Consider the following 14736-nt stretch of genomic DNA (forward strand, 5'->3'; position numbering starts at 1 on the left):
GCCAGTTCGCCGGCGTCCGGAAACGGCCGGATGTCTTCGGCGACGTGGACGCGGTCCGGACGGATGTCCTCGCGCTCACCGCGCTCTCTCACCGTCGACCGGCACGCGCGCGTAGACGTTGGTGTGGTTGGTGTGCGGGAAAGGCTCGCCGGGGACGGGGACGCCGAGGAAGGGCGCCAGCCGCTCGTAGCCCTGCCCGGCGGTGATGTCGAGGACCAGCAGGTCGCCGGGGCGACCGGCGAAGTGGCGGAGCACCTCGGCGGTGTGGCGGCGGGCGACCGTACGGAACCGCTCGGCGTGGAACTCGTGGCTCGCGTAGACGGCGGCGCGCAGGAAGCGCTGCAGCTGCGGATAGACCTCGTCCAGGCCGGCCTTGCCGTCGATCGAGGGTTTCCAGTGGGTGCGACAGGAGGTCAGCCAGCCCTCCTCCTCGCGGACGGTGAGGATGAACTTGGCTCCCGGCCAGGCCCGGTCGAGGTCCTGGTAGTACGGCACGACGGTGATGTCGGTGATGCCGTCGCGGTGGTCGAGCAGCGGGAAGCGGGCGGTGCCGGCGAGGAGCGCCGCGTAGGTGTCCGGGTCGGCCGGGTAGTGGGCCACGTCGAAGCCGAGCGTGCGCAGGGCGACGGTCAGCGACAGGGTGCCGGTGCGCGACAGGCCGATGCCGAAGATCTTCGGCCGGGCGGCGGCGCGGGGCGGCGGGCCGGGGCGGGGGACGGGACCGGGTACGGGTGCGGGTACAGGACCGGGTACGGGTGCGGATCCGGGGCGGACTACGCGTTCGGGTGTCATGTCGAGCGGCCTCCTCGCGGGGGGGCGGGACGGTACGGCGCCCGGCGGCCCGCGCGCCGTGGTCACCGTGCCGGATCACACGGAATTGTCAACGGCGCGCCGAACGGCCGGAATTCACTGCCGGGGCGGCGGTTGCGCCGGGTGCCGTTGTGCTGACGCTGCGCCTTTGGTCCAATCGAGGCGATGACCACACCGCACCCGGACGCCCCGGGAGACGCGCCGTCCCCGGACGGCTCCGGCCGTGCGCAGCGCTGGCGGCCCGAGGTGTTCGCCCCGTTCGCCGAGAGCCCGGGCGTGGTCTTCGCCCGCACGGCCGCGCGGTCACCGCAGTTCGGCCGGACGAGCGCGAGCGGCGCGGACCGGGTCCTCGTCGGCAGCGCCGCCGGCGACGACCGCGGCGACGTCGCGCTGCGGGCCCGGGGCGAGTTGCTGGAGCGCATGGGCAACGTGCTGGCGGGGCGGGCCGCCGAGAGCGCGGCGCGCTGGGTGGGCGACTACGACGGCTGGCGGCGGCGCGGGGTGCCCGCCCTGGACCCGGCGGAGCTCGGCGACGGCACGGAGGGGGCGGCCGGGTCGGCTGGGACGGCCGGGCGGGCGGTGCGCCAGCTGTGGGTTCCGGCCCGTTCCGTGCTCACCGGCGACGAACTGCTGGTCCCGGCGGGCGAGGTGTTCCTCCAGCACCGCCCGCCGCCCGGCTGCGGCACGACGTCGGGGGCGGGCTCGACGGGCCTGGGCGCCCACCCGGACCGGACGGCGGCGGCCGCTCACGCGGCCCGTGAGCTCCTCGAACGCGATGCGATCCGGCGCAGCTGGTACGGAACCGGCGCCCCTCCGCCGCGCGCCGTCCCCGCGGAAGACCTGCTGCCAGGGCCCGTACGGACGCTGCTCACCGCCCTGGGGCTGCGCGCCACGCTCCTGATGCTTCCTTCCCCGGCCGGCACGGAGTGCGCCGTGGTCTGCGTCCACGGCGGCGCGGACGGCCGCCCCGGCCAGAGCTTCGGCGCCCGCTGCGCGGCGGCGGGCGACTCCGCGGCGACGGCGGCCGGGGCCGCCTACGAGGCGCTGATGGTGCGCTGGAGCATGACCAGCCCCGTGGCCCTGCGCACCTGGGAGGGCTGGACCGGCCGCACCCCGCCCCGCACGGCTCTGGAACACGCCCTGTGGGTCTTCCACGGGCAGGACGCGCTGGGGCACTGGACGGGGCGGGAACGGGGCACAGCGGGGGCGGACGCGCCCGGCGACGGGCAGGGCGGCGGCCCGGCGGGCGCGGCCGGAGCCCCGAACGGGCGGGGCGCCCGCGAGAGGCGGTCGCCGGAGCCGTCCGGCGGACTCGCCGCGCTCGCCGCGCACACCGGCGGCGACGTGCTGCTCGTGGACACCGACACCCCCGGCATCCGGGCGGAAGGCGTCTGCGTGGTGCGGGTGATCGCCCCCGGCGCCCGTCCCCTGCCCGCCGACGACAGCCGGATACCCGGCGCGCTCCCCCATCCCTTCGGCTGACGGCCCACAAGGCCGGCCGACCGCGAGAAAGGGCTCGACGATGACCTCATCCGGCTCGCCGGACTACACCGCCTTCGCCGCCCGCTACGACTCCTGGTTCGCCGCGTCCGGCGCCACCGCGGCCACCGTGGCGGCCCTCGCCGGGCTCGCCGAGGCGGCCGGGCCGGGGCCGGCCCTGGAGCTGGGCATCGGCACCGGCCGGATCGCGGTGCCGCTCGCGGCCCGCGGCGTGGAGGTGCACGGCATCGACGCCTCCCCGGCCATGGTCGCCCAGCTGCGCGCCAAGCCCGGCGGCGAGCACATCCCGGTGACGATGGGGGACTTCGGCACGGCCGGGACCGGCGACGGCGCCGCCGCCGGAGCCGAAGCCGTCACCGAAGCCGCAACCGACGCCGGCTCCGACGCCGCCGCCGGAGCCGACGCCCCGGGTACGTACGCGCTCGTCTACGTCGTCAGCGGCACGTTCGCCGAACTGCCCAGCCAGGAAGCCCAGGTGGACTGCTTCGCGGGCGCGGCCCGGCGGCTGCGGCGCGGCGGGATGTTCGTCCTGGACGCGCACGTACCCGAGGCCCTCGCCGAAGACCGGTCCACGGGCGGCCAGGTGCTGCCGACCGAGGGCAGCGAGCTCGTCCTGCGGTTCCGGGAGACCGACCGGGCGGCGCAGCGCTACCGCTCCCACTACATCGTCCTCGACAAGACCCCGGAGGGCCTCGGCATGCACCGTACGACGGTGTCGTTCCGGTACGCGGCGCCGGGCGAGCTGGACCTGATGGCGCGGCTGGCGGGCCTGCGGCTGCGCGAGCGCTGGGGGGACTGGACGGGCGCGCCGTTCACGTCGTCGAGCGCGTACCACGTCTCCGTCTACGAGCGCCCGGAGTGAACCGGGGGAAGGGAGGGCGGCCATGGACCCCGAGGCGTACATGGCGGAGAACCTGCGGCAGTGGGAGGCGTGGACGCCCCTGAAGGCCGCCTCCGCCTTCTACGGCCTGGACGACTTCCGCCGCGGCGGCATGCGGATCCGCCGCCTGGAGGTGGAGGAGGTGGGCGACGTGTCGGGCCTGTCCCTGCTGCACCTGCAGAGCCACGTGGGGCTGGACACCCTCTCCTGGGCGCGGCTCGGGGCGCGCGTGACCGGCGTCGACTTCTCCGCGGAAGGGACGGCGACCGCGCGCTCCCTGGCCCGCGATGTCGCTCCGTCGGCCCGCTTCCTCTGTGCCAACGTCTACGAGCTGCCCGGGCACTTGGACGAGACCTTCGACCTCGTCTACACCTCGCACGGGGTGCTCGGCTGGCTGCCGGACCTGCGCCGCTGGGCGGCGGTGGTCGCGCGGTTCACGGCGCCGGGCGGCCGGTTCTACCTCTTCGAGTCCCACCCCACGGCCTGGCTCTTCGACAACCGCACGGACAGCCGGGAACTCACTGTGCGCTACCCGTACTTCGGCGCCGGGGAGCCGTTGCGCTGGCGCTACCGCAGCCCGCTGGCGGTGCCGGAGGCCGAGGCGGACGGCTGGGAGTTCTCCTGGGGGCACGCCCTGGGGGACATAGTGAACGCGCTGCTGGAGGCGGGGCTCGTCATCGAGTTCCTGCACGAGTGGCCGTTCGTGGCCTGGCCGATGTTCCCCTTCCTGGAGAAGCGCGACGACGGCTGGTGGCACCTTCCCGAGGACGTGCCCGCCGTTCCGCTTTCGTTCTCGCTGCGGGCCCGTAAACCCGCGCAGGGGGCCGGGAGGGATGCCCTTTGAGCCACATAGGCCGTGGATACGCGGGAATCGTTGGCCGACGGACGACGGCGAGCGGCACGGAACGGCCTGCTCCACCATGGCGATCACTGCATTCCGGGGGCACCATGTCAGCCGGGTGCGCCGGTGTTCCGACGCCTCGTCGCACGCATGACCCCTCACCGCCGAAGGAGCGGATATGCCCCAGGACATCGTAGAAGTCCAGGAAGTCCCGGCCGAGGAGCTCCCTGAGCTCGCCCTCATGATCGACATACCGTTCGAGGAGTAGCGCGGCCGCACTGCGCGGACCGCACTCCGGCGGCCGACCGGGCAGGGCTCCGGTCGGCCGCTCCTTCCCGGCAGCGACCGCAGCGGGGCGGGGATAAGGCAGGAGGACTGCGTGGACGTCGAGCCGGACCTCACGGCGGCGCACGCCGACCAGGACGCGCTGCTGCGGCTGTTGGCGGCCGTGGCGCAGGGTGCGGGGCTGCCGCCGCTCCCCCTGCACCCGGCCGCCGTGGAGGCCGCGCACCGGGCGCAGGCGGCGGCGCGGCACGCGAACGGTTCACCTCCGCCACAGGCACCGGCACCGGCACCGGCACCGGCACCGGCGAACGGGTGGGCCGGGCCGCCCGCGCCGGCCGCGACCGGGCCCGCCGCGTGGCCGGTCGAGCTCGCCGGCCCGGCGGACCACCCCCATCTGCTGCGCAGCCTGCGCCGCGCCCTGGCCCAGCTGCCGCCCCGGCCCGGGGCGGACGGGCAGCCGGTCACGGCCGCGCTCGGCCCCTGGCGTACCGCCGACCGGGAGGCCCTGGAGGCGGCGGTACGGCTGCTTCAGGAGGCATGGCCCGCGATGCTGGACGAACTCCGCGCCGTGGTCCGCCAGGTGGCCCTCCTGGACGGCATGGCGATCGACGGATTCACCGACTTCACCGTCCACGGCGCGGTCCTGGTCAACCGCAGGCGGCTCTCGGCGGCCCGCTCCGGCCTGCCCGGCCCGGCCCGGCTGGCCGAGGCCCTGGTCCACGAGGGCACGCACAACCGCTGCAACGTGGCAGGGGTGCGGGCGCCGTTCCTGCGCCCCGCGGCGGACGACGAGACGGGCCCTCTGACCACACCCCTGCGATCCGATCCGCGCCCGCTCAGCGGGCTGTTCCAGCAGACGGTGGTGCTGGCCCGGTGCGTCCTCCTCCACCGCCGGACGGCGGACGGCGGCGCCCTTTCCGCGGCCGCGGAGGCGGCGGTACGGGCCCGGCACGACCGCCTGCTGACGGACCTGGATGCGGCGGTGTCGTCCCTGAGCGCGCACCGTGCGGGCCTGACGGAGCACGGGGTGGACATGCTGCAGCAGTGCGCGGCGGTTGCGCGGAGCGCCGTGTAAGGAGCGCCGCGCGAGGCTTGCGTGGTGCGGCCCTGGCGGGTGGACACGCGCCGGACCCGTAGCGTCCGACGCCGCCGCGCAATCCACCCCTACGAACCGGACCGGCGGTGCCGTGCCGTCCTCAGCGTCTCCCTGACGCCCCCCGGGGTCAGGCGCGACCTCCACGTCGCCCAGCGCTCCCACCGCGTCCCCCAGAGCCGGGGATCCTCGTACGGGACCCAGCCCGTCGCCCCGGACGGGTACCTCGGCACCCCCACGCACAGCCGCTTCGTGATGACGAAGCGCGTCTCGTCCGTGCTGTTGGGCTGGGAGGCGTGCAGGTGGTCCCCGGCGAAGAGCAGGATGTCCCCGGGGTCCAGCTCCACGTCGACCGGCGCACCGACCTCCTGCCCCGGCACCAGCGTGTGCCCGTCGTGACGCAGCGGGCGCCGGTACGCGTCGGGGTAGAACAGCAGCCCGTTGCCGCTGCGGACCGGGCCGACGGCCATCCAGAGGTTGACGGAGTTGACGGCGGTGTTGAACCAGGAATCAACATGGGCGTCACGCGGCGTCAGGAAGCCTTCCAATCCGGCCAGTTCTTCTTCCCCGGCCCCGACCGAGCGCTCCGGCGGCATGATGCGGATCCCGAGGTGCCCGCTCAGGTACAGCCGCGCTCCCTGCGGCTCCAGGGCCCTGGCCACATCGTGCAGGACCGTGCGGGAGAAGGGCCGCAGCCGGGTTTCCAGGTCGGTGCGGACCGCCGCGATCTGCCCGGTGTCCGCGTGCCGGTGCGCGTTCTCCAGCGCCCCGGAGACCTGCGCGGCCTCCGCCGCCGGCAGGGCGGCGGCCACGGCTCGGGCGGCCTCCCGCCGGATCGTCTCCAGCGCGCCGATGTGGCGCAGTCCGCCCTTGACGGCCACCAGCGCGCCGTCGAGGACGTGCCGCAGCGAGACGGGAATGCCGTACGGGCCGGGTTCGACGCTGTGCAGGGCGGCGGGGGCGCCCACGGAACCGGCCGCCGAACCGGCCCAACCGTCCACGGAACCGGCCGCGGGCCCGTCGGCCGGCCGGGTCACGGGGTCTCCTCCCCGCGCTCCCGGGTGCCGCCGGCCATGGCCTCGATCCCGTCGTGCAGAGCCGTCCGCGGGCGGAAGCCGAACGCGCGGGCGGCGAGGGAGATGTCGGCCCCGGTGTGCCGGGCGTCGCCCGGCCCCGGCGGCCGCGGGACGACGGCGACGGGCCCGGCGACGCTCTCCACGGCGGCGATGGCCTGCTTCATGGACACCGGCGAGCCGCCCCCGATGTTGGCCACCCCGGTGAAGCCGGACAGGGCCGCGTCGCGCATGCCGGTGACGACGTCCTGGACGTACGTGAAGTCACGGGTCTGCTCGCCGTCGCCGTAGAGCGGGAACGGCGCTCCGCCCCGCGCGGCGGCCAGGAGGCGGGCGAAGGCCATGTCGGGCCGCTGCCGGGGCCCGTAGACGGTGAACAGCCGCAGCGCGACGGCGGGCACCCCGTAGGCCGTGCGGTACAGCTCGCACAGGTGCTCGGCGGCGAGCTTGGTCACGCCGTAGGGCGAGACGGGCCGGGGGCACGCCGTCTCGGCCGTCGGGAAGGCCCGGGCGTCGCCGTAGACGGAGGAGCTGGAGGCGTAGACGAACTTGACCAGCGGGCGCCCCCGGACGGCTTCCAGCAGCACTTGGGTGGCCAGGATGTTCCGGTCGGCGTAGAGCGCGAACTCGCGGCCCCAGGAGGGCCGGATGCCGGGCTGGGCGGCGAGGTGGTAGACGACGTCCGCGCCGTCGAGCACGGGATCGAGTGCGGTGTCCAGCAGGTCGGCCCGGTGGAAGGTGAAGGCCGGGCAGCTCATCGGGCCGCGCAGGTTGCGCTCCTTGAGGGCGGGGTCGTAGGAGTCGGTGAGCGCGTCGACGCCGACGACGCTGTCGCCCGCGGCCAGGAGGTGCGTACAGAGGTGGGAGCCTATGAAGCCGGCCGCGCCGGTCACGACGGCGCGCATCACGGGCGCCCCTCTCCGGGCAGCTCCGCGGGTTCTCCGGGGGCACGTGGCGCGGCCCTGGCCCCGGGCGGCAGGACGCGGTCGGCGCGCGCTCGCCACGTGTGGCGCTCCAGCAGCTGCCGCCGGGCCGCCTCCCCGAGGGCCTGCCGCCGGGCCGGGTCGGCGGCCAGCGCCATGACGGCGTCCGCCCACGCCGCGACGTCGCCGGGCGGGCACATCAGGCAGGTGCGCCCGTCGGCCATGACCTCCCTGAGCACCGGCAGGTCGGAGACGACGATCGCCCTGCCGTAGGCCATGTACTCGAAGAGCTTCATCGGGGAGACCCAGCGGGCGATGTCGCCGATGCCTCCGGCGCAGGACACGCGCTGCTGGTACGGGGCGAGGACGAGGTCGAAGGCCCGGTAGTACGGGGGCAGCGCGGCGGGCGGCCGGTGGCCGTGGAAGTAGACGTTGGTGCGGGTGTTGCGGCTCTCCCAGTGCGCCCGGTCCTCCGCGGTGCCGCCGACCAGGTGGAAGTCGACGTCGGGCAGGCGGCCGGCGAGGGCGAGGATGACGTCCGTGCCGCGGCCGGGGTAGAGGTGGCCCACGTAGCCGGCCTTCAGGGCCCCCGGCCTGCCGGGGAGCTCCGCCACGGGCCCGCCCGCGGGCACCGGGTCGGCGCAGTCGTGGGCCGTGACGAGGTCGGTGCCGGGCCGGGCGCCGAGCCGGGGGAAGGCGGCGCGGTAGTCGTCGGCGAGCGCCTGGGAGACGAAGACGACGCGGGTGAGGCCGGGGCTGCGGAAGAGCAGCCGCTCGGCGGCGCGAACGGCCTTGCTGTGCCACAGGAGGTGGGTCTCGTAGACCAGCGGGGCGAGCCCGGAGGCGGCGACGAGGCCGTGCAGATCGCGCCCGTAGAGCAGGTCGGGGACGCCGCGGCGCAGGATCTCGGCGCGCAGCCGGCGGGCCCGGAGCCAGACGCCGATCCCCGGTACCGAGGGCAGGGGGAGTGTGCGAATGGGGAAGCGGTTGCGGGTGCCGTAGTAGGCGTGGACGTCCTCCGCGGGGGCCGAGCCGGGCAGGGCGTACAGCTCGGTGTCGTGCCCGGCGTCGGCGAACGCGTCGCACATCCGCATCACGTGCACTCCGTTGGCATAGACGGAGGGAATGCTTCCAGAGTGCAGGTAGGCGATCCGCATGGCTGGGCGACCTCCGGAGCGGGCGTGGCGGCTGCCGGCGCGAACCGCCGGCCTCTCATTGCGCTCCGGGGGGCGCCGCTGCGGAAGACCGCGAACGAGCCAGCCTCACGAACGAGCCAGCTTCGTGATCGAGCCGGCCTCGTGATGAACCCGGCCCCGCGATGAAGCCGGCCCCGCGATGAGGCCGACCCCGCGATCAGGCCGGCCCCGCCCCGCGGTCACTCGCCCCGGAAGAGCTCCAGCAGGTCCTGCCGGCCGAACACGCCCGCGGCCTCGATGGCCGAGGGCGCCCCGGCGGCCGGGTCGGCACCGTGCGCCAGCAGCGTGCGGACGACCTCGTCCTCGCCCTTGAAGACGGCGCCCGCGAGGGGCGTCTGGCCGCGGTCGTTGGCCCGGTTCGGGTCCGCCCCGCGCTCCAGGAGGGCGAGGACGGCGGGGAGGTGGCCGTGGTAGGCCGCCAGCATCACCAGGGAGTCGCCGCGGTCGTTGGTGAGGTTGGCCGGCACGCCCGCGTCCACGTAGGCGGCGAGGGTGTCGGTGTCGCCGTGGCGCGCCAGGTCGAAGACCTTGGCCGCGAGCTGGAGCACCTCGGGGTCGTGGGCGGGCTCGGTCTCGGGGGTCTGCTCGGTCATGGTCTGCGGTCCTCCGGTTGGGCGCCTGGACAGCACGCGATGTCGGTGCAGCACCCACCCTATGTACGGTCACGGCACGGTGTCCGGCAGGCACGGACGCGCCCGTTCGGGTGAATCGGGAATCGCTCGCCCAGGGGCCGCCACCGCTGGCCGGTTTCGTTCCCCGGGATGCGGCCCGGGGCCGCGGGCAGGCGGTTTGTCCCTCCGCGGCGAAGATCCGCCCCTTGCCGATCAAGACTTCCGGCCGGTGATCGAACTGCGATGTCCTTCTTGTCGCATTAATACTTTCTGTGAGTCTTGAGGAGCTCATGGTGAACCCCTCGACCACTCAGGAGAACGTCATGATTCTGTCCATCTCCGGCGTCGTGCTGTTCGGCATCATCGTCTTCCTGTTCTTCCGCAAGGACAGCCTGAAGGCCAGCCACGCCATCGTCTGCGCCCTCTTCGGCTTCTACCTGTCGAGCACGGCCATCGCCCCCAGCATCAGGGCGGGCAGCGCGAGCCTCGCCGGCCTCCTGGGCGGCCTCAAGTTCTGACCCGCCCCGCATCCGCCGCACCGCCCGCAGGAGGAGACCGACGTGGACCCACGACAGCTCCCCCGCAGCCTGACCGACCGCCGGCCGATCGCCCGCGGGCAGGACCTCGCACGCTCGGCGGCCGACAGCGCGGCCGACATATTCCACCCGCTGATCATCATCGCGCGCGGGCTGCGCGCCCTGGCGGCCGGCGCGTGGCGCAGGTGGCTGGAGACGCCGGGCGACCGGCGCGGGCCCACCCTGCTGCTGGTGGGGTCGTGCATCGCCATCGTGGCGCTCCTGCCGTACGGGCCCGTGCTCGCCGGCATCACCCTGATGACGCTCGCCGCCTGGGCCGGGCGCGACCGCGACCCCGCGCACGAGACGGTGGTCCGCGAGGGCGAGGACGAGCGGCTCCAGGCCCTGTACGAGGCCCTGGTGCCCTACCTGTCCGTCCCGGAGGACCCCGCGCCGCTCTACGCGCACGACGGCGACCGGGAAGAGGCGTTCGTGGCCCACGCCTTCGACCACGGCGGCCGGCTCGTCTCCCTGGAGCTGCGCTATCCGGCCTACTTCACCGACGGCGAGCCGGAATCGCGGGCCAGGATCGAGCAGTTGCTGCAGATGAAGGCCGGGCGGGGGCGGGAGTACCGGTTCGACTGGTACGAGGAGGCCAACCGCCTCCACCTGCACGTCCTGCCCCCGCTGCCGACCGACGTCTTCGCCCAGCGGTTCGTGACCGCGCCCGGCGAGACCGTCCTGGGCTTCACCGACCCCGGCGCCGTGCACCGCACCCTGCCCGTCCTCCTCGACGACGCGGACTGCAGCGACGAGCCGCCGGTGCTGTGGCGTACGGGCCAGCGCTCCACCGAACCGCACCTGCTGGTCCTCGGCCGGCCCGCCGCCGGCACCAGCACGCTGCTGCGCTCGCTCGCGCTACAGGCCCTGCACCAGGGCGACATCCTGGCCGTCGACGGCAGCGGGTCCGGCGAGTTCGCCTTCCTGCGGGGCCGGGAGGGCGTCCTGGCCGTCGAGTCCTCGCCCGCCGGCGCCCTCGCCGCCCTGGAGTGGGCCTCCCACGAGACGGAGCGGCGCCTCCTCACGGCCAACCACGCCCGCCGACAGGGCCATCAGGCCCCCGAGGACGTCCGCCGCCCCCTGTGGATCGTCGTCGACCGGCCCACCGCGCTCAGCCACCTCGCCGCGGGCGAGGGCAGGACCGATCCCCAGGAGCTGCTGCAGGTGCCGCTGCGGCACGGGCGGATCGCGAACGTCACGGTCGTGGTGGGCGACCACCTGGACGACGCCGCGAGCACGTCCCAGCTCGCCGAGCCGGTGCTCACGCACACGCGCGCACGCGTGGTGCTCGGCGTCGTCACCGGCGAGCAGGTGCGGTCCGTGCTCGGCGCACCGCCGCAGAGCACGCCGCCGCCGGAGGCCCCGCCGGGGCGCGGCTACGCCCGCCTGGGCTCGGGCCCGGTACACCGGATACAGGTCCCGTCGACGCCCGACCCGTACGACGAGGACACCTCCGACCGCGAACGGCAGGCGATCCTGGAGCTCCTGCCCGGGGCGACGGGGACGACGGGGACGACCGGGGCAGCACCCACGGGGACGGCGCCCGACCCCTGGCCTGCGGCCGGCAACGACTGGGCCGACGACGAATACGCCGAGGCCCCCACACACCCGGGCGGCGAGAACGGCCCCCTGTCGATACAGCCCACGTAACCCACCTCGCACAACCCGCGCACGGCGCGCCCCGAAGAAGCCGCACGCCCCGGCCGGCCCGGCACCGCCGGACACCTCGTCGCCGGTTACTCACCGCCGCGACGGAAAGAGGCCGCAGGCCCGGCAGACCGCGCGCCACCCAACGAATCCCACAAGCGCCCACACCCATGACCCGCCACGGCGGAAAGAGGGCACCGGCCCGGCAGGCCGTCCGCCACCCGGCGTTCAAACACCCACCTCCTGCTTCCGCCGCGGCGGCGCCCAACCCCCACGGCGCAGTTCCGGCGGTGCCAGGCACACCCCAGGCCAGCCCGGCACCGCCGGACCCCTTGTCGCCAGTTGCTCGCCGCCGCGGCGGAAAGAAGGCACCAGCCCCGGCAGGCCGTCCGCCACCCGGCGGATTTCGCGGGCGCCCACGCTCATGGCCCCGCCGTGGCGGAAAGAGGCCGCGGGCAGAGCAGGCTGCTCGCCGCCCGGCGCTCAAAGCCCCCCGCTTCCGCCGCAACGGCGCTCAACCCCCGCGGCGCGGATCCGGCGGTGCCCGCACACGCCTCAAGCCGGTACGGCACCGCCGAACAGATCGTTGCGGGCCACCGGTGGGACGAAGGCGCCGGCCCGGCAGACCGGCGCCTTCAGGCGGGCGCCTTCACGCCACATACGTCCGCGGTGCCTCCACCGCGGCGGTCGCGCCGCTCGCCACCAGGCGGGCGGCCTCCGCCAGGCGGGAGGCGGCCTCCTCCGCGACCGCGCCGGTGACGGTGAACGGCAGCCGGACGTAGCCCTCGAAGGCGCCGTCGACGCCGAAGCGGGGGCCCGAGGGCACCCGTACGCCGAGGCGTTCGCCCGCCTCGGCGATCCGCGAACCGGACAGACCACCGGTGCGCACCCACAGGGTGAGCCCGCCGCGCGGCACGGTGAACTCCCACTCGGGCAGGTGGCGCCGGACCGCCGCGACGACGGCGTCGCGGCTCTCCCGCATCGTGGTGCGCCGTATGTCGAGGGCGGCGTCCCAGCCCTCGGTGGTCAGCAGCCAGTTGACGGCGAGCTGTTCGAGCACGGGCGTGCCGAGGTCGGCGTAGGCGCGGGCGGCGACCAGACTGCGGATGACCTCCGGCGCGGCCCGCACCCAGCCGATCCGCAGGCCCGCCCAGAAGGACTTGCTGGCGGACCCCACGGTGATGACGGCGTTGCCCGCGGGGTCGAAGGCGCAGACGGGGCGCGCCAGTTCCAGGCCCGGCTCCAGGCAGAGGTCGGCCATGGTCTCGTCGGCGACGAGCAGGGTGCCCGCGGCGCGCGCCGCTTCGACGAGCTGCCGTCGCTGCTCCTCGGTGGCGAGGGCACCGGTCGGGTTGTGGAAGTCGCCGATGACGTAGGCCATGCGGGGGGCGGCGTCGCGCAGCACCTGGCGCCAGGCGGGCAGGTCCCAGCTGCCGAGCCCGTCGGCCATCGCGACGGGCACGAGGCGGGCGCCGGCCTCGCGCATGAGCTGGAGGACGTTGGCGTACGAGGGCGAGTCGACGGCGACGCGCTCGCCGCGCCCGGCGATGAGCCGGCAGATGGCGGCGACGGCCCCCATGGCCCCCGTGGTGATCATGATCTGCTGGGGCATGGTGGGGACGCCGCGGGCGGTGTAGCGGTCGGCGATGGCCTGGCGCAGGGCGGGCAGGCCGGCGGGGTAGTCGCCGTGGGTGGCCGCATAGGGCGGCAGCTCCTCCAGCGCGCCCTGGACGGCGCGGCCGAGCCAGGGCTCGGGGGCGGGCAGGGTGGCGCAGCCGAGGTCGATGACCGAGCCGGCGGCCTCCGGGGGCAGCGGGTCCAGGGCGCGGGTGGGCAGCGGGTTGCCGGCGGGCACCGCGGTCCAGCTGCCGGCGCCGCGCCGGGACTCCAGGAAGCCCTCGCTGCGCAGGGCCTCGTAGGCCGCGGCGACGGTGGTGCGGCTGACGGAGAGCGCGGCGGCGAGCTCCCGCTCGGCGGGCAGCCGGGCGGCGACGGGGATGCGGCCTTCGAGGACGAGCAGGCGGATGCCGTCCGCGAGCGAGCGGTAGGCCGGGGCCCGGCGGCCGCCGAGCGGTGTGACGGTGCCGCGGCCGCCCTGCGTCTCGCGCTCGCGCTGCGAGCCGAGGAGACGGGCGAGCTTCTGCGCTCCCACCGAGGAGGTCCAATGACTCATTCGAATCGGTCCACCTTCCGAAGATTGGCCATGGATCTTGCGTCCACCTGTTGTCCAGACTGTCATGCGGCAGGCCACTTGCACCACTGCAGGTGGTCGCGACTTATGCCGTCCACACCGCCTTCGGGCCGTGCCGAGTGTCAGGAGAAACCGTTGTCCGCATCAGGGGGACCGTCGGAAGGACCGTCGGAAGGCGCGCCCGAGGGGGCGTCGGGAGAGGCGTCCGGAGGGGCGCCCGGGCGGACGCCCGCAGGGGCGTCCCTCGCCCGCCGGCTGCTGCAGCTCTACGTCGGACTCGCGCTGTACGGGGCGAGCGCGGGGCTGCAGCTGCGGGCAGGTCTGGGGCTCGCGCCGTGGGACGTACTGAACCAGGGCGTCGCGAAGCACATGGGGATGTCGATCGGCACGGCGTCGATCGCGATCGGCGCCCTGGTGCTGCTGCTGTGGATCCCGCTGCGGCAGCGCCCCGGCCTGGGCACGGTCTCCAACGTCCTGGTCATCGGCCTGGCCATGGACGCGACGCTGAGCCTGGTGCCCGACCCGCGGTCGCTGTGGATACGGATCCCGCTGCTGGCCTTCGCGGTGGCCCTGTGCGCGGTGGCGACCGGACTGTACATCTCGGCCAGGTTCGGCCCGGGCCCGCGCGACGGGCTGATGACGGGGCTGCACCGGCGGACGGGGCGCTCGGTGCGGCTGGTGCGGACGTGCATCGAGGTGGTCGTGCTGGCCACGGGGTTCGTGCTGGGCGGCTCGGTGGGCCTGGGCACGGTCTTCTACGCCCTGGCCATCGGCCCGCTGTCGCAGTTCTTCCTGCGCCTGTTCGCCCTTCCGGAGCCTGCCGCTCCGGCCCCCGTGCACCCGGCCGCGCACCCTCCCGTACGCCCGGCCGAGCGTGAAGTTCCGGACCTGGTTTAGGCCCGGACGAAGCGGGCCGGTAGTGTACGCCTTCGACCCACCGAACGAACCGTTACTGCACGCTAAAGCGACAGAAACACAGGGTGACATCCGTTGCCAGATGTGACAAAACGGGCGTTGGTGGGTACAACAAGGGGCGGCACGACGGGCGACGCATGTCCCTAAACGGGAATCTTCACCGCCGACCGGACGTTGACCGGATGACGACGACAGC

13 protein-coding genes are annotated in these 14736 nt (G+C 74.9%); 7 read left to right on the forward strand and 6 right to left on the reverse strand.

The genetic code is table 11. The features are described 5' to 3' along the window. Positions 1-75: 75 nt before the first annotated feature. Positions 76-792 (reverse strand): sulfotransferase family protein, encoded by a 717-nt coding sequence (locus IE241_RS28285; protein ID WP_190024697.1) that lies wholly within the window; start codon positions 790-792, stop codon positions 76-78. 183 nt (positions 793-975) lie between these two features. Here IE241_RS28285 and IE241_RS28290 point away from each other — a divergent pair, with 183 nt between their 5' ends. The 4 genes from IE241_RS28290 (at position 976) to IE241_RS28305 (ending at position 5391) form a co-directional block, all read left to right on the forward strand. After that, a complete protein-coding gene (locus IE241_RS28290; protein WP_190024698.1) occupies positions 976-2292 on the forward strand; it encodes a YcaO-like family protein in 1317 nt (438 codons plus the stop codon). A 40-nt stretch (positions 2293-2332) separates the two neighbouring features. Beyond that, positions 2333-3172, forward strand: coding sequence for a class I SAM-dependent DNA methyltransferase (locus IE241_RS28295; protein ID WP_190024699.1), 840 nt, complete (start codon positions 2333-2335; stop codon positions 3170-3172). Between the two features lie 22 nt (positions 3173-3194). After that, positions 3195-4034 (forward strand): class I SAM-dependent methyltransferase, encoded by an 840-nt coding sequence (locus IE241_RS28300; RefSeq protein ID WP_190024700.1) that lies wholly within the window; start codon positions 3195-3197, stop codon positions 4032-4034. Positions 4035-4410: 376 nt separating this feature from the next. Next, on the forward strand, positions 4411-5391 hold the full coding sequence (locus IE241_RS28305; RefSeq protein ID WP_190024701.1) for an aKG-HExxH-type peptide beta-hydroxylase: 981 nt from the start codon (positions 4411-4413) through the stop codon (positions 5389-5391). An 89-nt stretch (positions 5392-5480) separates the two neighbouring features. On the opposite strand, the gene IE241_RS28310 is transcribed toward IE241_RS28305, so the two are convergent. The 4 genes from IE241_RS28310 to IE241_RS28325 all read right to left on the reverse strand — a co-directional run bounded on the left by IE241_RS28310 (position 5481) and on the right by IE241_RS28325 (position 9194). Then, the gene (locus tag IE241_RS28310) at positions 5481-6446 is read right to left on the reverse strand and encodes a phytanoyl-CoA dioxygenase family protein (protein WP_190024702.1); all 966 of its coding nucleotides are present in this window, start codon (positions 6444-6446) and stop codon (positions 5481-5483) included. Beyond that, the gene (locus tag IE241_RS28315; protein ID WP_190024703.1) at positions 6443-7387 is read right to left on the reverse strand and encodes an NAD-dependent epimerase/dehydratase family protein; all 945 of its coding nucleotides are present in this window, start codon (positions 7385-7387) and stop codon (positions 6443-6445) included. The genes IE241_RS28310 and IE241_RS28315 overlap by 4 nt, the downstream gene beginning before the upstream one ends. Continuing rightward, positions 7387-8562, reverse strand: a complete 1176-nt coding sequence (locus tag IE241_RS28320; RefSeq protein ID WP_190024704.1) for a glycosyltransferase family 4 protein — start codon at positions 8560-8562, stop codon at positions 7387-7389. The genes IE241_RS28315 and IE241_RS28320 overlap by 1 nt, the downstream gene beginning before the upstream one ends. A 218-nt stretch (positions 8563-8780) precedes the next feature. Beyond that, positions 8781-9194, reverse strand: coding sequence for an ankyrin repeat domain-containing protein (locus tag IE241_RS28325; RefSeq protein ID WP_190024705.1), 414 nt, complete (start codon positions 9192-9194; stop codon positions 8781-8783). Positions 9195-9535: 341 nt separating this feature from the next. On the opposite strand from IE241_RS28325, the gene IE241_RS28330 reads away from it, so the two are divergent. After that, positions 9536-9730 (forward strand): hypothetical protein, encoded by a 195-nt coding sequence (locus IE241_RS28330; protein ID WP_058047788.1) that lies wholly within the window; start codon positions 9536-9538, stop codon positions 9728-9730. 42 nt (positions 9731-9772) lie between these two features. Further along, entirely contained in the window at positions 9773-11437 is a 1665-nt protein-coding gene (locus tag IE241_RS28335; protein WP_190024706.1) for a hypothetical protein, read from the forward strand. Positions 11438-12083: 646 nt separating this feature from the next. Here IE241_RS28335 and IE241_RS28340 read toward each other — a convergent pair. Then, the gene (locus IE241_RS28340) at positions 12084-13607 is read right to left on the reverse strand and encodes an SCO1417 family PLP biosynthesis transcription factor (protein WP_190024707.1); all 1524 of its coding nucleotides are present in this window, start codon (positions 13605-13607) and stop codon (positions 12084-12086) included. Between the two features lie 273 nt (positions 13608-13880). Here IE241_RS28340 and yczE point away from each other — a divergent pair, with 273 nt between their 5' ends. Further along, entirely contained in the window at positions 13881-14522 is a 642-nt protein-coding gene (gene yczE, locus IE241_RS28345) for a membrane protein YczE (protein WP_190024779.1), read from the forward strand. Positions 14523-14736 lie beyond the last annotated feature (214 nt).

The organism is Streptomyces hiroshimensis (genome assembly GCF_014650335.1).
GTDB classification, from domain to species: domain Bacteria; phylum Actinomycetota; class Actinomycetes; order Streptomycetales; family Streptomycetaceae; genus Streptomyces; species Streptomyces hiroshimensis.